The sequence below is a fragment of the Aminipila sp. genome (genome assembly GCF_032051575.1).
Taxonomy (GTDB): Bacteria; Bacillota; Clostridia; order Peptostreptococcales; family Anaerovoracaceae; genus Aminipila.
In genome coordinates, this window is sequence record NZ_DAMBYD010000001.1 from 436,729 (window position 1) to 455,079 (window position 18,351).

Here is an 18,351-nt window from a genome sequence, read left to right on the forward strand (position 1 = left end):
TCTTTTACTGTGTAATAATGTATAATATTATAGGGGTGCTTTTGTATGAGGCTTAGCTATAGTAACTTTTTTAATAAATTAGAAGAGACAGATGCTATAAAATCCATTCGTAACGGCTTAGTTATGGTGATTCCAATCCTTATGCTGGGATCTTTTTCTTTGCTGTTTAAAAGTTTGCCAATAGCACAGTATCAGCAGTTTTTAAAGAATTTTGGTGAAGGCATTTTGGTTGATTTGTTTTCAACCATTTATAATGCGACGTTTGGAATGCTTTCATTGTATATGGTTCTCTCTATAAGTATCAGCTTAAACAGGGTAAAAGATATGAAGGGGGGATCAATAGGAGCTCCATTGACTGCATTAACATGCTTTATACTCATAAGTGGAATTCTAATAGAAGATTCCTCATCTGTTACAGACAATTTTGGTATAGACAGTATGTTTACAGCCATCTTTATCTCTCTTACTTCTACCTATATGTACTTCTTTTTAAAAAAAATCATAGATCATAAATTAAAACTTCTTATAAGTGGTGTAGATACAGTTTTTAATGATACGGTTTCTATTATTTTTCCATTTATATTTGTTGTCCTGATATATTCAGTATTGGACATGTTTATTGTACACAACTTTAATGTGAGTAGCTTTAATGCGTTTTTAATAGGCATAAGCAATAACGCGCTTTCTCATCTTAGCTGTTCCTTAGGCAGTGCAATTTGCTTTGTTTTTATATCAACTTTGCTTTGGTTTTTTGGCATACATGGCAGTGATGCACTTGAAAGTGTTAATCAAAATTTATTTCTCCCAGCAATGCAAGATAACGTGAACCATTTAATAATGGGAATGCCTGCAACAGAGATTTTCTCAAAAACATTTTTTGATGTATTTATTTTAATGGGAGGCTGCGGGTCATCTTTGTGCCTCCTGGCGGCACTCTTACTTTTCAGTAAGAGGAAGAAAAACAGAAATTTAGCTAAATTATCGGTATTTCCAATGATTTTTAATATAAATGAATTGATGATATTTGGACTACCAGTGGCTTTTAATTATTTGTTATTCATACCGTTTATGTTAACGCCATTAGTATGCTTATTTACAGCATATATTGCCATGAAAACAGGGATAGTACCTATCCCCACGGTACAAGTGGAATGGACTACCCCTATCTTTCTTGGAGGGTATCTTGCTACAGGATCTGTGAGAGGATGTGCACTTCAACTGTTTAATTTGATAGTGGGAATATTTATTTACAAACCCTATGTATGTGCTTATGATCAAGAGATATTAAAAGCAGGATATAAAAATCTTGAGTCATTAATTACACTTTTTAAGAATAATGAAAAAAATAATGTGCCAATGGTTTTAACAGATATGTCGGATTCGGTTGGGACAGTGGCTAAACTACTGGCGGCACATTTAAAAAATACAATTGATGAAAAGAAAATTGATATGCATTATCAGCCTCAGCATGATAATAAGGAACACTGTATAGGGGCAGAAGCTTTATTAAGATGGAAGCATCCTGTATTTGGTATAATTTATCCTCCGCTTATAATAAAACTTGCAGAAGAGGCACAGATATTAGAAGAATTAGAAGAATGTATATTTGAAGTTGTGGCACAGCATATAGAACAAATCAACCATAAGGCACAAAGAAAATATACGATTTGTGTTAATGTTTCACCTCAGACTATACAGAGACAATCATTCATTGAGTTTTTAAGACAATTTACAATAATAAATAAAATTAAAAAGCATCAGATTTGTATAGAGATAACGGAACAGGATACATTAATGTTAAATGAAAATCTGCATAAGATTCTTGTTGAAATACATGAAATGGGGTATTTACTAGCCATAGATGATTTTTCTATGGGGTCTACATCAATAAAATACCTTCAGAATAATCGATTTGACTTAGTTAAGTTAGATGGAAGTCTGGTTAAAGAAATAGATTCAAATATCAGAAGCAGAAATATTGTGTCTTCTATCATATATCTGGCGGATTCACTAGGATTTTCTGTGCTTGCTGAATATGTAGAAAGCAGGGAAAAACAAATAGCTTTAGAACGTATAGGCTGTCTGAAATACCAGGGATATTTATATAGTCCAGCAATACCCATCGAAAATTTCATAGATTACTTAAAAAAGAATTAATATAACTTAGACATTTGTAATAAATTTAATTACAAATGTCTTTTTTTATATGGTTTGTGTATTTATGAGTAAAGGGAGACTTTAAGAAAATGAATATCAAACAAATTGCAAAAGAAGCTGGAGTATCAGTAGCTACAGTTTCCAGAGTATTAAATCATCCGGAAACTGTAGCACCAGATACAAAAGAAAAAATTGAGAAGATAATGGTTGAAGAGGGGTATACGCCAAATTGGTTTGCACGAGGGCTTAATTTTAATAAAACAAAGACTATAGGGTTAATGATTCCTCATATTTTAAATCCTGCTAATATGGAAATTGTAAAAGGGGTTGAAGATGTGGCCCATCAAAAAGGCTACATTACTTTTATGTGCAATGTAGAAAATGATGTAAAAAAGGAGAAGCAGTATTTAGAAAGTCTCATTCATAGAAAAGTGGATGGCATAGTTCTGATTTCGTCCAATTTAGATGCAGCCCTGATAGAAAACACTTACAATCACGGTGTACCAGTAGTCATGATAGGAGAAAATAAAGATAAACCTAATGTGCCAGGTGTACGTATTGATTGTTTTGATGCCGCATATAAGGCAATAAGTTATCTGGTTGAAATGGGCCATAGTAAAATAGCAATCCTATATGGAGATACGCCTAGAATTGAAAATATAAGAAAAGTTGAAGGCTATAAAAAAGCTTTGGAAGATGCAGCAATCGATATAAATGAAAATTATATTTTAAAGACAGCCAATGACATAGAAGGAGGATACATAGGGGGCAAAAAGTTTGCAGAGATGAAGGACATCCCGCAGGCCATTTTTGCTACCAGTGATTCTATAGCATTTGGGGTAATTGATGCAATGAAAGATTACAAGATAAAAATACCAGAACAAATTTCTGTAATGGGGTTTGATGATATAAAAATGTCCAATCTTATAGAACCGAAGCTTACCACAGTAGTTAAACCTCACCACAAATTAGGTGTAGTTGGGGCAAGGCTGCTATTTGACATTATTGAAAGTATGAGATTAGAAGACCAGGAGGCAATGGACAAACAACGTAACACGGAAATACTTCTTCAAGCTAAAATAAAAATCAGGAAATCTTGCGGACATACTGACAGACTGCAAGAAATGTTTCCATGCAAGTGAGAGAATGGAATGGAGGCTCAGATGAGAACCGATTTTTTAGGGTTAAAAATGAAAAATCCAGTTTTGCTGGCAGCAGGCCCTTGGAGCAGGGATGGGAAAAGCATAAGAAAAGGTATAGAAGCCGGCGCTGGCGCAGTGGTAACTGAAACAATCATAACAGATTCACTGACAGATATATGTCCAAGAACTGCATATGATGGATTTGGGTTACAAAATATAAAATTGTATAGTGACATACAAGTAGAAGGCTGGCAGGAGGATATGGATTATGCCAAGGAAGCGGGAGGGATTGTTATAGCAAGCATCTCCGCAAGTACGCCTTCAGAATTGGCTTATTTAGCATCAAAAATGGAATTGTTTGGGGCGGATGCACTTGAAATAAGTCTATCAAATCCTATGTGGGAGTCACTAGAAATAGTTGCCTCTGATCCAGAAGCTATTCAACAGATGACAAGGGAAGTTGTATCTAATGTAAAAATTCCAGTTATCGTAAAGCTTTCTCAAAATGTTACAAATATATCAAGAGTAGCAAAAGCAGCAAAAGAAGGGGGAGCTTCAGCGGTCAGTGCTATTAATACCATAAGGTGCATTCTAGGTGTAGACTTAGAAAAATGTGAACCTACACTTAGTACTTATGGGGGGTATTCAGGAGCTCCAATCAGACCACTTGGACTAGCGTCAGTGGCAACAGTTGCGCAAGCGGTAGATTTACCCATCTGCGGTATAGGAGGGATAGAAACTTATGAACATGTGCTGGAATACATATTGCTAGGAGCTTCAGCAGTACAAGTAGGAACAGCCGTAATGCTGAATGGATATGGCAAAATTACAGAGATTATTTCTGGTCTTGAAAATTGGGGGGAAAAAAGAAATATTACTCAGGTGAGCCAGATAAGGGGAAAAGCATTAAAAAATTTAAAGTCATTTGATGAAATGAAAGTCGGTCCGGCAAATTGTGTTGCAGATCAGAAGGGATGCATGACAGATTGTAACAAATGCTTAAATGTATGCGTTTATGGAGCAATAGAAAAAAAGAGAGAAAATGTAAATATAAACAAAAGTTTGTGTGAAGGTTGTGGATTGTGCAGTTCTGTCTGCCCTCAAAAGAAGTTGTCCTTAATGTGGTAATTTTAAAGGGAGGTTTATTTAAAACCAAACTTTAAATATTATAATATTCTGAAAATGAATCCGGCTGAATATACTGTAACTGGTTACATCAAATGAATGTTATATATAGGGTTAAGTATAATAGCTTTTATAATTATGGATTAAAAGGGGGATGACAAAGTTGAGTAAAGTAGTTAAGGGTAAGTATACTTCAGAAGCTGTATGTGGATTTACCCATAGAACAGCAATGGCAGAAGCAGCAAGATGCTTGTTGTGCCATGACGCACCCTGCAGTAAAGGATGCCCTGCAGGAACAAATCCAGCTAAGTTTATACGTTCCATAAGATTTAGGAATGTAAAGGGTGCAGCAGAAACTATTCGGGAAAATAACCCATTAGGTGGCACTTGTGCAAGAATATGCCCGTATGACAGACTTTGCGAAGAAGCTTGCAGCAGATGTGGTATAGATAGACCAATAGAAATAGGCAGACTGCAAAGATATGCCATTGAACAAGAGCAAATTTTTGGTATGTGTACATTAAAAGCATTAGAAATTAAAAAAGAAGGAAAGATTGCCTGTATTGGTGCAGGGCCTGCATCGCTTGTCTGCTCTGCAGAGCTTGCGAAAGCAGGATATCAAGTAACGATATTTGAAAAAGAACGAAAAGCAGGAGGGGTTCTTACTTATGGAATAGTTCCAAGCAGATTGCCACAGGAAGTTGTGGACTATGATATCGAACAAATTCAAAAGTTAGGAGTGAACTTTGAATTTGGGAAGAGTGTGGAACTATCTGAGCTAAGCGAATTCGATGCTGTTTTTGTGGGCATAGGATTATGGGAACCAAACCTTCCAAGAATGGAGGGTACAGATTTAAAAGGTGTATATTGTGCCTTAGATTATTTGAAAGCAGCAAGAACTGATAAAGAAAATTTTGACCAAGGTAAAAAGGTTGTAATCGTAGGTGGTGGAGATGTGGCAGTGGACTGCGCTGTTACGGCTAAACTATTAGGTGCAGAAGAGGTTCGTATTGTTTATAGAAGAACTTTGGAGGAAGCCCCAGGTAACATGGCAGAGTTTCAATATGCACTCTCTCTTGGTATCGGGCTAACAACAAATATGGCGCCGGTGAAAGTAAAAGGATGCACCTGTGTAGAATTTGCAAAATTTAAAGGAAGAGATAATCTTTCAGAACTAAAAATTTCTTGTGATACAATTGTATTTGCAATTGGACAGCAGGGCGCAGATATTAGTAAGGACTTGGAGGCTGCTCATGTTTTTGCAGCAGGAGATATTGTTAATGGTGGAAAGACTGTTGTGGAAGCGGTGGCAGAGGGAAAAGAATCAGCAGCATCTATTATTGAGTATATGGAAAAGAAAGGAGTGAAGTAAAATGGCAGTTAAGAAAGATCTATCAATAAATTATTTAGGTGTACATTGTATGAATCCATTTTTCCTTTCATCTTCACCCGTAGGCAGCAATTACGATATGGTTGCCAAGTGCTTTGAAACTGGCTGGGGCGGTGTATTTTACAAGACCATTGGTATCTTTGTGGCTGATGAATGTTCCCCAAGATTTGACCAGACAAATAAAGAGGGATTACCTTGGCTTGGATTTAAAAACATGGAGCAGATTTCTGATAAGCCTACCGAGATAAATTTTGAAAATATGATGAGGTTAAAAAGAGATTATCCAGACCATGTAATGGTGGCATCCATTATGGGATCCAGTGAGGAGGAATGGAGAGAACTTGCTAAAATGTGTGACCAGGCAGGTGCAGATCTTATAGAAGGAAATTTCTCTTGTCCGCAAATGACATCTCATGCTATGGGTTCTGACGTAGGAACCAATCCAGAACTTGTAAAGTCATACTGTGAAGCTGTAGTAGGTGTTACAAAAACGCCTTTTATCGCTAAGATGACACCCAATATTACAAACATGGAAATACCTGCACTGGCAGCATTAGAGGGCGGAGCATTAGGAATATCGGCTATTAATACGATAAAATCTATTACAAATATAGATTTCGAAAATATGACGGCAATGCCTGTAGTAAATGGTAAATCTTCTATTTCTGGGTACTCAGGTGCTGCTATAAGACCAATAGCGCTTAGGTTCATTGCTCAGCTTATGCAGAATGAAGGAATAGGGAAGAGTGAAATTTCAGGCATAGGCGGTATTGAAACATGGAAGGACTGTGTTGAATTTTTACTACTTGGATGCAGAAATATTCAGGTTACTACAGCTATCATGCAGTATGGATATAGAATAGTAGAAGATATGATAAGTGGCGTTAGTCATTTTATGGATGAACACGGATATAATAAATTAGAAGATTTTATTGGTCTGGCACTTCCGAACATTATTCCGGCGGAGAAGTTGAATAGAGATTTTAAACTGATTCCTAAGCTTGACGATGAGAAATGCATAGGCTGTGGAAGATGTTACATTTCGTGTTATGATGGTGCGCATCAGGCGATTGACTGGAACGAGGAGAAGCGACGTCCTGAAATAAACGATAATTGTGTTGGCTGTCACTTATGCTTAAATGTGTGTCCTGTTCAGGGCTGCATTTCACCAGGGGAAATTAAGTGGAAGGAAGGGCGAAATCAGACAGATATTCAGCTAAAAGAAATCTATGAATAATTGAAAATAATAGCTTAATTAAAGGGGGTATATAATGTATAGATGTGATGTAAACAGAATGAAAGAAAAAATCAGGACTTTTAGTACTTTCGGAGATGCCGGCCACGGCGGTATTACAAGATATTCTCTATCACCAGAGGCAGTTCAGGCTAGAGAATACTTTATAGAAAGAATGGAAGCTATCGGTGCAATTATTGAAATTGATGATGTAGCGTGCATGTATGCTACATTACCAGGCAGTGATCCAGAGGCTAAGCGGATTGTTATGGGTTCCCATTGTGACTCGGTAAAAAATGGTGGAAATTACGATGGTATTTTAGGGGTAATGGGAGCAATGGAAGTTTTAGAGACCGTTGCCGCTAATAATATTCCCCATAAGCACCCATTAACCGCAATGATTTGGACCAATGAAGAGGGATCATTGTATCCCCCTGCTATGATGGTTTCGGGAATAATCTGCAATGATTACCTTCCTGGTGAAATTGCTAAGAATTTTAGATATGAGAACATGCTAGCGTCAAAGAGCGTGCTGGACCCTTCAATGACCTTTGGGCAGGCATTAGAGAATAGTGGATTTAAGGGCGATCGAGAAAGTAGAATCAGCCCGGATCATTATAAATGTATGTTTGAGTTACATATAGAGCAGGGCCCTATTCTTGAAGATGCCGGAAATGAAGTTGGGGTTGTAGATTGTGTACTGGGAATGTTTAACTATCGAATTAAATTTTATGGGCAGGCAGCTCATGCAGGAACTTTTCCTATGCAAAAGAGACGGGATGCATTATATGCAGCTTCCAAGGCACTATGCTACTTACATGAAGAAATTGATAAGCTGGGTAGACCTGAGCTGGTTTATACTACTGGAGAAATTTTATGCCACCCATGCGTACATACTGTAATTCCAGATTTTGTAGATTTTTCTATTGATGTAAGACACGAAGACCCTAAGGTTCTGGAACAGGTGCTTGCTATAGTTAAGAGTCTACCTGAAAAGGAATGGGCTGGATGTAAGTGTCAGGTACAGGAAGCTTGGGCCAGAGATACTGTATATTGGGATAAAATGCTTGTGGCCTATGTTAAGGAGGCAGCAGAAGAAGCAGAGATAAAACATCAGTATATTCACTCTGGGGCAGGGCATGATGCACAATTCTGCTCCTATATGATTCCGACTACCATGATTTTTGTCGTAAGCAAGGACGGTTTGTCTCACTGTGAGCCTGAATATTCTACACCAGAACAATGTACAAATGGAGCAACAGTTATGCTTAACGCTGTGCTTAAAGCTGATAATGATTAAACAAATTATGCAACCTAATATAGCATAATAGTATTTAAAACTGCTTGACCAACAACAAAAGAAGCCTCTGCTTAATTGGAGGCCTCTTTTTTTTATTGTCTAATAAGTACGTTAGATTTTAGGGGATTTCAGCATAAATACAAGGGGGGAATTAATAGAAAATTTAAAAAACTTGGGTTGATTTTTTGTCGCCCTATGTTATGCTAAGTACATAGGTATATTGTGGAACCGTATAGCAAAGAAGAAGTTTATTTTTTTCAAGTCATATGTATACAGTATCCACGATATATTGTAGTAATAATATTTGTAGGAGGAAAGGTAAATGGATAACATTCGGGAAAATAATTGTACTTCTGCGCCAAATAAAAAAAATATTGACGAAATGATTAAATTGATTACTGAAATCTTGCCGGGAGGAGATTGCGGAGGCTATGGAGGCTGTAATTACCAGAGCTGCCATGCATGCGCAATGGCAATTGCAGAGGGAGCATCTGTAGCCTTATGCCCAGCTTGTTCGGCGGATGATGTTGGTGCCATCGCGGAAATTATGGGCGTTGAAACGGAACCAGTAACAGATAAAATTGCCTTTATACGGTGTGTAGGAGAAGCGGCAGGTAAAAAAAGATTTACAAGCAGTTCTAGTTGTGATACGGCTGTAAAAAAAGGATTTTTAAAAGGGGAATGTGAATATGGCTGTATAGGAATTGGCTCCTGTATAGAAAGGTGTAAATTTGATGCAATGTCATTGGTAGATGGTGTTGTGAAAATAGATAAAGAGAAATGTAATGGATGTGGTGCTTGTGTAGGAATGTGCCCGCAGGAGTTAATTATCATGATTCCAAGAGAAGCAACCAATTTTATCCCTTGTGCATCCAAAGCTGATGAAGAAACAACAAGAAAAATATGCGGCAGTGGGTGTATCGGATGTGGCGATTGTGAAGAAGCCTGTCCTGAAAGTGCTATTACTATAATTGATAACTGTGCAGTTATTGATTATGACAAATGTGTTGGCTGTGTAGCATGTACTGTTAAATGTCGTAAGAAGATTATTGTGGATGAGCTTCATGATTTAACAAAGCTAAAGGATAAAATTGCTTTTGTGAGATGCAGAGGCGGCAAGAAAGCAAATGCTAAGTTTAAGGCTTTAGGCGTTGAAACTTGTGCGGATGCTTCAAAGATTAGAAGTGCAGCTATGGATATCTGTCAGATTGGCTGCGTAGGTCTTGGTGCTTGTACAAAGGTATGTCGCTATGATGCAATTGCAGTGGTTGATGGAACAGCTCATGTGGATCCTGATAAGTGTGTTGGATGTTTGGATTGTGTGGCAGCCTGTCCAAATGAACTAATTGTTGAAGTTCCATATGTTGGAGGCAAACTGGTTGCGTGCGCATCTACATATAACTGTGATGAAAAACTAAGAGTTTGCGGAGAAGGATGTATCGGCTGTGGTGACTGTGCTTCTAACTGTCCAAATGGGGCAATTACCATAAAGGATTTACACGCCGTAGTTGATAGCAGTCTCTGTGAAAATTGTTCAATATGCTCATACATGTGCTCAAGAACTGCTCTTGTGGAAATGGTAGTTCCAGAAGCTAATTATCTGCAAAGAAAAGCATTGGGCATATGATGAAAGGAAGTGATTTTGTGAGAATGTTAAAAACAATGGATGGTAATACTGCAGCAGCACACGTAGCGTATGCATTTTCAGAAGTGGCCGCAATTTACCCTATAACGCCGTCTTCAGTTATGGCTGAAAATATAGATGAATGGGCTTCAGAGGGCAGAAAGAATATATTTGGAGAACAAGTAAAGGTTCTTGAAATGCAATCAGAAGGTGGAGCGGCTGGCGCAGTGCACGGTTCGCTGGCAGCGGGAGCGTATACGAGTACATTTACGGCTTCACAGGGATTACTTTTAATGATTCCTAATATGTATAAGCTGGCAGGCGAGGAAACCCCTGCAGTTTTACATGTAGCAGCAAGGGCTTTAGCCTCACATGCACTATCCATTTTTGGTGATCATTCAGATGTAATGGGCTGTCGTTCAACTGGATTTGCAATGCTTGCTTCAAATAACCCGCAGGAAGTTATGGATTTAGCTTCCGTTGCACATCTTTCAGCAATCGCTGGTAAAGTTCCTATGCTACACTTTTTTGATGGATTTAGAACAAGTCATGAACAGCAAAAAATAGAAATCTGGGATTATAGTGATTTAAGATCAATGGTAGACTGGGGGGCTGTTGCGGACTTCCGTCGCAGAGCCAATCATCCAATGCATCCGCATAGCCAGGGATCAGCAGAACAACCAGAGACTTTCTTCCAGCATAGAGAAGCCAGCAATAAACGCTATGAAGAAACCATAGATATTGTGGCTGAGTATATGAACAAGATAAATGAAAAAATTGGAACTGATTATAAACCATTTAATTATTATGGGGCAGAGGATGCAACAGAAATAATTATTGCTATGGGTTCTGTTTGTGATGCAACAGAGGAAATTGTTGACTACTTAAATGGGCAGGGTAAAAAGGTTGGAATTGTAAAAGTTCATCTCTATCGTCCTTTCTCCCCTAAGTATCTTCTTAATGTTCTGCCCGAGACAGTTAAGAGAATAGCTGTATTGGATAGAACGAAAGAACCTGGATCAATTGGAGAGCCTTTATATCTTGATGTTGTAGCTGCCTTGAGAGGTACAGTATTTGAAAAGGCTACAATCGTAGGTGGGCGATATGGATTAGGTTCAAAAGATATTCAACCTGGAGATATTTTAGCAGTATATGAAAATCTTTGGGTATCAGAACCTAAAAACCAGTTTACCATTTCGATTAAAGATGATATTACTTATCTTTCATTGCCAGTCTCAAAGAATCCAGATACAACAGCAGAAGGAACTGTATCCTGCAAATTCTGGGGACTTGGTGCCGATGGAACTGTTGGCGCTAATAAAAATAGCATTAAGATTATCGGTGATTATACAGATAAGAAGGTACAGGCGTACTTCCAGTATGATTCTAAGAAGTCGGGAGGTATTACAATAAGTCACCTTCGATTTGGAGATAAGCAGATTAAATCCACATATTATGTTAAGCAGGCAAATTTTGTCGCATGCCACAACCATTCCTATATGAAAAAGTATGATATTGTTCAGGATGTTAAACCAGGGGGCTTCTTCCTGCTTAACTGCCCATGGAGTGATGAAGAACTGAATGAGCATATTCCAGCAGCAGCAAAACGGTATATTGCAAAGAATAACGTACAATTCTATACCTGTGATGCTGTAGGTATTGCCATGAATATAGGCTTAGGCGCACGAAGAACGAATACGGTTCTTCAGGCAGCATTTTTCAAGCTTGCCAATATTATTCCTATTGAAAAAGCAGTAGGATATATGAAAGATGCCATCAGAAAAACCTATGGCATTAAGGGAGAAAAAATTGTAAATATGAACCTGCAAGCGGTTGATGCAGGTATAAAAAATATTCATAAGGTTGAAATCCCTACAGGGTGGGTAAATGCTGAGGATACATTTGATGAAGAGCTTATTGAAGGCCGTAATCAGGTTCATACAGATTACATAAAAGAGATCCTTAAACCAACGAATGCAATGCGTGGCGATTCAATTCCTGTTTCCAAATTTATGGACTCCGTTGCCGGTTTTATACCAGCGGGTACTGCGGCTTTTGAAAAACGTGGTATTGCAGTGGAAGTGCCTAAATGGTTGCCAGAAAACTGTATGCAGTGCAATTGGTGTTCTTATTCGTGCCCACATGGTGTTATCCGCCCATTTGTAATGAATGAAGCGGAAGCAGAGGCTTCTGGTGCAAAAGCTATCAAGATGAAAGGGTGCGATGACAAGCTGTTTACAATTGCCATTTCCGCACTTGACTGTACTGGTTGTGGTTCTTGTGCAAGTGTTTGCCCTGCAAGAAATAAAGCTTTGGAAATGGTAACTGCTGAAGAAGGAACGGAAGAGGCCCAGAAAGTCTTTAATTATGCAGTGAAACATGTTACAGAAAAAGAAATTCCATTTAAAGAAGATACGGTAAAGGGAACCCAGTTTAAGAAGCCTTTGCTGGAGTTCTCAGGAGCATGTCCTGGCTGTGGAGAATCTCCTTATGCTAAATTAGTAACTCAATTATTTGGTGACAGGATGTTTATTGCAAATGCAACAGGCTGTTCATCAATATGGGGATGTAGTGCCCCAAGTACACCATATACTGTAAATAAAGAAGGAAGAGGACCTGCATGGTCAAACTCCTTGTTTGAAGATAATGCGGAGTTTGGTCTTGGTATGACCGTTTCAATGAAGGCTCGTCGAAATGAAATGAAGTCTGCAGTTACAAGGCTTGCGGAAGAACCTAATTTTAGGGAAGCTGCATGGGCTTGGATAAAAGGTATGGATAATGTTGAGGCTGCCGAGGAGGCAGGTAGTACGCTTCTTGAATTGTGCAAGTCAAATAAAGATAATGAAGATGCAAAATATGTTATAGAAAATTCAGATATGCTTCCTAAACCATCCATGTGGATGTTTGGCGGTGATGGATGGGCCTATGACATTGGATATGGCGGGCTTGATCATGTTATCGCATCAGGTGAAAATGTGAACATACTGGTATTTGATACAGAAGTATATTCCAATACAGGTGGTCAGGCTTCAAAAGCAACTCCTGTAGGCGCAGTAGCACAGTTCGCTTCCAATGGAAAAGCTATTAGGAAGAAAAATCTTGCGCAGATTGCTATGTCCTATGGATATGTTTATGTAGCTCAGGTTGCCATGGGTGCAAACCCAGAACAAACGTTGAAAGCAATAAGAGAAGCAGAAAGTTACAATGGTCCATCTCTTGTTATTGCGTATGCGCCTTGTATTAATCACGGTGTTAAGGCAGGTATGAACAAATCAATGCTCGAAATGAAAAAAGCTGTTCGTGCAGGATATTGGAACTTATTAAGGTATAACCCTGAATTGACAGCAGAGGGAAAGAACCCTCTTTCGGTTGATAGCTCAGTTCCTACTGAAAGCTACAACGAGTTTATCATGGGAGAGGTTCGTTATAACTCTCTAACATTAAAATTCCCAGAAAGAGCAAAGAAGTTATTTGCTGAGGCAGAGGATATAGCTGTAGACAGATATAATTCTCTTGTTAAGCAGAAGAAAAGCTTAGAACCAGAAGAAGGAGGGGAATATAAAAATGTATAAGATAGTAGAAAAACGACGTTTAAATTCAACCATTACATGGCTTGAAATTGAAGCACCTTTAGTAGCCAGAAAAGCACAGCCTGGACAATTTATTATTTTACGTACAGATGAGTATGGTGAAAGAATTCCACTGACTATGGCTGGTCATAATTCAGAGAAGGGCACGGTTGAAATTATTTATCAGGCGGTAGGTAAAACAACTTTACTACTTGACCAATTTGAAGTAGGGGATGAATTAGCTGATGTTGTTGGACCACTTGGAAAACCCACTGAGATGGAAGGTCTGAAAAGAGTCGCAGTTGTGGGAGGTGGTACTGGTAATGCTTTGGCATATCCTATTGCAAAAGGTATGCATGATGCTGGCATTGAAGTTGACATGATCGCTGGCTTCCAGACAAAGGATGTAGTGATTTTGGAAGATGAATTCAGTGCAGGGACTACAAAACTTTATATTACCACTGATGATGGGTCTTATGGAGAAAAAGGCTTTACAACGGATAAACTAAAACAACTTATTGAAGAAGGAAATCAATATGATGAAATTGTTGCAGTTGGCCCTCCAATTATGATGAAATTTATTTGTCAGCTTACAAAAAAATATGGCATCAAGACTGTAGTTTCTCTCACAGCTTATATGGTCGATGGAACGGGTATGTGCGGTGGTTGTCGTGTGATTATTGGAGGCGAGAGCAAGTTCGTTTGTGTAGATGGACCGGAGTTTGACGGACAGGATGTAAATTGGGATGAGCTTATTCAGCGTAATTCTTTCTATAAAGAGCAGGAAAAGAAGGATACGGCACATATATGCCGTTTGACAGGAGGTGTTCGTTACCATGATTAATTTGGTTAAAATAAAGAACCCGATGCCTGAACAGGATCCTATGGTTCGTAATAAAAATTTTAAAGAAGTATCTATTGGATATACAGAAGATATGGCAATTAATGAAGCAATGAGATGTTTGCATTGCCGCAAGAAGCCTTGTACAACAGGATGTCCTGTAAAAGTACGTATTCCAGAATTTATAGCAAAGGTTGCAATAGGTGAATTTGAGGAAGCATATCAGATTATAAGCACAACAAGCTCCTTACCTGCTATTTGTGGCCGCGTATGCCCACAGGAAAACCAGTGTGAAGGCAAGTGTGTACAAGGAGTTAAAGGCCAGCCTGTAGCAATTGGACGTTTGGAACGCTTCGTAGCTGACTGGCATAGAGAACATTGCACCGATGAAATCATTGAAAAAGCAGAGGGCAATGGACATAAAGTTGCCGTTGTAGGTTCGGGGCCGGCTGGTCTTGCTTGTGCAGGCGATTTAATCACAAAGGGCTATGAGGTTACTGTGTTTGAAAGTCTACATAAAGAAGGAGGGGTTCTGGCATATGGTATTCCGGAATTTCGACTGCCAAAAGCCATCGTGGCGGATGAAGTTTCTAAACTAGAAGCTAAAGGGGTTCAATTTATTAATAATGCAGTTGTTGGTATGTCCATGACTGTAGATGAATTATTTGAGGATGGATATGAAGCTGTGTTTGTAGGAACAGGTGCAGGTCTACCACAATTTATGAATATTCCAGGCGAAAACTTGCTAGGAGTTTATTCAGCAAATGAGTATTTAACTCGCATTAATTTGATGAAGGCTTATAAGCCAGAATATGATACGCCTATACAGATATCAAAACGAGTAGCTGTAATTGGAGGAGGCAATGTAGCCATGGATGCAGCCCGCTGTGCAAAACGAATGGGTGCTGAAGAGGTTTATATTGTATACCGCCGCTCTATGGATGAAATACCTGCCCGTAAGGAGGAAATTCACCATGCTATGGAAGAGGGGATTAAGTTTCAAATGTTGACTAATCCAGTAGCAATCAAGGGCACAGATCGTGCTTACGTTTGTGGTTTAGAGTGTGTTGAGATGGAGTTGGGAGAACCGGATGCTTCAGGAAGAAGACGACCGGTTGAAAAGAAAGGCTCCAATTTTATCCTGGATGTAGATGCTGTTATTATGGCCATTGGGACCAGACTTAATAAACTTATTCTGGATACAACAGAAAATCTGAAAGCAAATGCTAAAGGTGGTATAGGTGCAGACGAAAAAACCGGAGCAACAAGTCATACGGGTATATTTGCTGGCGGTGATGCAGTAACGGGTGCAGCAACAGTTATTCTGGCAATGGGAGCTGGTAAAAATGCGGCTGAAAGTATTGATAAGTTTTTTGAAGATAATTAAGTAATCGAAATTAAGGTGTTTTTTGTTAGAAAAAGGGGTATAATTGAATTGTCAATACATTCAGATAATATTTATTGCTAGGAGGTCTAGGAAATGAAGATTCAATTTTGTGGAGCGGCATCAGGAGTCACAGGATCATGCCATTTAATTACAACGGAAAAACATAAAATCTTATTGGACTGTGGGCAGTTTCAAGGTGGAAAGGCTATGGAAGCCATGAACTTTGAACCTTTTCCTTTTGATCCAGCAGAAATTGATTACGTTATATTAAGTCACGCACATATTGACCATTGTGGAAGAATTCCCCTTCTTGTAAAAAGAGGGTTTAAGGGAGAAATTTATTGTACAGATGCAACTGCTGATTTAGTTGAGGTAATGCTTAAAGATAGTGGATACATACATGAAAAAGAAGCAGAATGGAAAAATCGTAAGGCTGAGCGGGCTGGCAAGGCTTTTGTTGAACCTTTGTATACTTTCAATGATGCTGTGGATTCCCTAAAATATATAAAACCAGTTCTTTATGACCAGTTAGTAGAGTTAAACGAGGAAATGAAGATTGTGTTTAATGATGCAGGTCACATTTTAGGTTCGGCAATTACGGAGCTTTGGGTGGAAGAAAATGGAAACGTTTCAAAAATCGTGTTTTCTGGTGATTTAGGAGTGATGAATAGGCCGATTTTAAGAAATCCTACAATAATTAAAAAGGCTGATTATGTGATTATGGAAAGCACATACGGAAATAGGCTCCATCCAGAGAACTCAACCAGCATTGATGAGATGATAAAGATTGTATTAAAAACTATTCAACGAGGCGGTACTGTTGTTATACCATCTTTTGCTGTAGGCAGAACTCAGGAATTGATTTATCAGTTTAATCGTTTTTACCAAGACAATTCAGAAATTAAAAAACAGTTAGAAAACTTGATGGTTTATGTTGACAGTCCTATGGCGACAACAGCAACGGAGGTTTTTAGAAGAAATGCTCAAGTATTTGATGAAGAAACAAAAGAATATATTTTAAAGGGAGATAATCCACTTGATTTTAAAAATTTAAAATTTACAAGGTCTACGGAAGATTCTATGTTTTTAAACATGGATAAACATCCAAAAGTAATTATTTCTGCCAGTGGAATGTGTGAAGCCGGAAGAATCAGACATCATTTAAAGCATAATCTTTGGAACTCAAAATCCAGTATTATATTTGTGGGTTACCAGGCAGAAGGCACCTTGGGAAGAATGCTTGTAGACGGAGTAAAGGATGTAACTCTATTTGGTGAAGATATTCACGTAAATGCAGAAATCCACAATCTTGAAGGATTTTCTGGGCATGCTGACAGGAATGGTCTGTTATCCTGGCTTGCAGGTTTTACAGAAAAACCTAGCGAAATCTTTTTAGTTCATGGTGAAACAGAATCTAAGCATGATTTTGCACAAACAATAAAAAGTGAGCTGGGGTATGATGCTACAGTGGTAGATGGTGTGTCCGAGTTTGTACTTGAAAATCATAAGATTGTTAACAAGGAACAGGCCTTAAGAGAGGCTGTAAATCAAGAAGGTGTAGTAAACATAAAGAAACGTATTTCTGACATTCATTATGATCTGGAAAAGATTTTATATAACACTCAGCTTGCTATGGATGAGGAATTATCTCCTCAGAGAATTGCAGAAATAAATAATATTGTATTAGAATTAGAAAAAATGTCATTAAATTTAGGTTCTGCGGTTACAAAGCAAGATCATACAGAACCATGTTGTGCAGAGACAATTTAAAAATATTAGTTTTTAAGCACTTAATTTAAACTAAATTAAAATCCGCTATATTTCATAAAAAAATGAGGTATAGTGGATTTTTTTACTTTTAATCGTGCCAATAGATGCACACTGGGCATAAAAAGTGTGCCTTATTTGCCCAATTTCACTTGTTAATATTAAGACAAAGCTGCCCATATGTGCCATAAATGTCTCAAAATTAACAATCACCTGAAAATTAAATAAATAACAAAAATTTAAAAGAAAAGTTGTAGATATGTAAATTCAATGTTCTAAGTTATAAATATGAAATCTAGTTATAGAAAAGTAAGTATACTGGCATGTGAATTGCTTTATATAAGGGCAAAAGAACAGCATCATAGGTTGATTAAGGTGAGGAACATAAATGCTTGCAACAAACCTTGATTATATAAAGTAATTATATTTATGTTTATTGGAATTATTAGAAGGAGGATTTTTTATGTTAATGACAGGAGCTCAGTATATTGAGAGTTTAAGAAAGTTAAATACCAGAGTCTACATGTTTGGTGAAAAGATTGAGAATTGGGTAGATCATCCAATGATTAAACCTTCCATCAACTGTGTGGCTATGACTTATGAACTGGCCCAGGATCCTCAATATGCAGATTTGATGACTACTACATCAAGTTTAACAGGAGAGACCATAAATAGATTTGCTCATCTACATCAGAGCACAGATGACTTAAGAAAAAAGGTAAAGATGCAGAGACTGTGCGGACAGAAAACAGCGTCATGTTTCCAGAGATGTGTAGGAATGGATGCGTTTAATGCAGTATTCTCCACTACATATG

Annotated in this window: 12 protein-coding genes; all 12 read left to right on the plus strand. The window is 38.0% G+C overall.

Annotated elements, in window-relative coordinates:
• Nucleotides 1–45: 45 nt before the first annotated feature.
• The gene (locus RTW14_RS02145; RefSeq protein ID WP_312647867.1) at nt 46–2,157 is read left to right on the plus strand and encodes a PTS sugar transporter subunit IIC/EAL domain-containing protein; all 2,112 of its coding nucleotides are present in this window, start codon (nt 46–48) and stop codon (nt 2,155–2,157) included.
• Nucleotides 2,158–2,246: 89 nt separating this feature from the next.
• Nucleotides 2,247–3,299, plus strand: coding sequence for a LacI family DNA-binding transcriptional regulator (locus tag RTW14_RS02150; RefSeq protein WP_312647868.1), 1,053 nt, complete (start codon nt 2,247–2,249; stop codon nt 3,297–3,299).
• 21 nt (nt 3,300–3,320) lie between these two features.
• Nucleotides 3,321–4,427, plus strand: a complete 1,107-nt coding sequence (locus RTW14_RS02155) for a 4Fe-4S binding protein (protein ID WP_312647869.1) — start codon at nt 3,321–3,323, stop codon at nt 4,425–4,427.
• A gap of 151 nt (nt 4,428–4,578) precedes the next feature.
• Nucleotides 4,579–5,796, plus strand: a complete 1,218-nt coding sequence (locus RTW14_RS02160) for an FAD-dependent oxidoreductase (RefSeq protein ID WP_442871558.1) — start codon at nt 4,579–4,581, stop codon at nt 5,794–5,796.
• A gap of 1 nt (nt 5,797) precedes the next feature.
• Nucleotides 5,798–7,051, plus strand: coding sequence for an NAD-dependent dihydropyrimidine dehydrogenase subunit PreA (gene preA, locus RTW14_RS02165; protein ID WP_312647873.1), 1,254 nt, complete (start codon nt 5,798–5,800; stop codon nt 7,049–7,051).
• A 34-nt stretch (nt 7,052–7,085) separates the two neighbouring features.
• Nucleotides 7,086–8,348, plus strand: a complete 1,263-nt coding sequence (locus RTW14_RS02170; RefSeq protein WP_312647875.1) for a Zn-dependent hydrolase — start codon at nt 7,086–7,088, stop codon at nt 8,346–8,348.
• 322 nt (nt 8,349–8,670) lie between these two features.
• The gene (locus tag RTW14_RS02175) at nt 8,671–9,975 is read left to right on the plus strand and encodes a 4Fe-4S binding protein (RefSeq protein ID WP_312647877.1); all 1,305 of its coding nucleotides are present in this window, start codon (nt 8,671–8,673) and stop codon (nt 9,973–9,975) included.
• Between the two features lie 23 nt (nt 9,976–9,998).
• A complete protein-coding gene (gene nifJ, locus RTW14_RS02180) occupies nt 9,999–13,544 on the plus strand; it encodes a pyruvate:ferredoxin (flavodoxin) oxidoreductase (RefSeq protein WP_312647897.1) in 3,546 nt (1,181 codons plus the stop codon).
• Nucleotides 13,537–14,385 carry a sulfide/dihydroorotate dehydrogenase-like FAD/NAD-binding protein gene (locus tag RTW14_RS02185; RefSeq protein ID WP_312647879.1) on the plus strand — a complete coding sequence of 283 codons (849 nt, stop codon included), beginning with the start codon at nt 13,537–13,539 and terminating at the stop codon, nt 14,383–14,385. Before nifJ ends, RTW14_RS02185 begins: the two co-directional genes overlap by 8 nt.
• A complete protein-coding gene (gene gltA / locus RTW14_RS02190; RefSeq protein ID WP_312647881.1) occupies nt 14,378–15,769 on the plus strand; it encodes an NADPH-dependent glutamate synthase in 1,392 nt (463 codons plus the stop codon). Before RTW14_RS02185 ends, gltA begins: the two co-directional genes overlap by 8 nt.
• A gap of 93 nt (nt 15,770–15,862) precedes the next feature.
• Entirely contained in the window at nt 15,863–17,539 is a 1,677-nt protein-coding gene (locus RTW14_RS02195; protein WP_312647883.1) for an MBL fold metallo-hydrolase, read from the plus strand.
• Nucleotides 17,540–17,999: 460 nt separating this feature from the next.
• A partial coding sequence (locus RTW14_RS02200) for a 4-hydroxyphenylacetate 3-hydroxylase N-terminal domain-containing protein (protein WP_312647885.1) occupies nt 18,000–18,351 on the plus strand: 352 nt, incomplete at its 3' end.

What these genes read in the sequence shown, in the direction of transcription:
- RTW14_RS02155 (WP_312647869.1), top strand. Translation starts at nt 3,321, where the DNA reads ATGAGAACCGATTTTTTAGGGTTAAAAATGAAAAATCCAGTTTTGCTG.
- RTW14_RS02160 (WP_442871558.1), top strand. Translation starts at nt 4,579, where the DNA reads ATGACAAAGTTGAGTAAAGTAGTTAAGGGTAAGTATACTTCAGAAGCT.
- RTW14_RS02170 (WP_312647875.1), top strand. Translation starts at nt 7,086, where the DNA reads ATGTATAGATGTGATGTAAACAGAATGAAAGAAAAAATCAGGACTTTT.
- RTW14_RS02195 (WP_312647883.1), top strand. Translation starts at nt 15,863, where the DNA reads ATGAAGATTCAATTTTGTGGAGCGGCATCAGGAGTCACAGGATCATGC.
- nifJ (WP_312647897.1), top strand. Translation starts at nt 9,999, where the DNA reads ATGTTAAAAACAATGGATGGTAATACTGCAGCAGCACACGTAGCGTAT.
- RTW14_RS02185 (WP_312647879.1), top strand. Translation starts at nt 13,537, where the DNA reads ATGTATAAGATAGTAGAAAAACGACGTTTAAATTCAACCATTACATGG.
- RTW14_RS02150 (WP_312647868.1), top strand. Translation starts at nt 2,247, where the DNA reads ATGAATATCAAACAAATTGCAAAAGAAGCTGGAGTATCAGTAGCTACA.
- RTW14_RS02145 (WP_312647867.1), top strand. Translation starts at nt 46, where the DNA reads ATGAGGCTTAGCTATAGTAACTTTTTTAATAAATTAGAAGAGACAGAT.
- preA (WP_312647873.1), top strand. Translation starts at nt 5,798, where the DNA reads ATGGCAGTTAAGAAAGATCTATCAATAAATTATTTAGGTGTACATTGT.
- RTW14_RS02175 (WP_312647877.1), top strand. Translation starts at nt 8,671, where the DNA reads ATGGATAACATTCGGGAAAATAATTGTACTTCTGCGCCAAATAAAAAA.
- gltA (WP_312647881.1), top strand. Translation starts at nt 14,378, where the DNA reads ATGATTAATTTGGTTAAAATAAAGAACCCGATGCCTGAACAGGATCCT.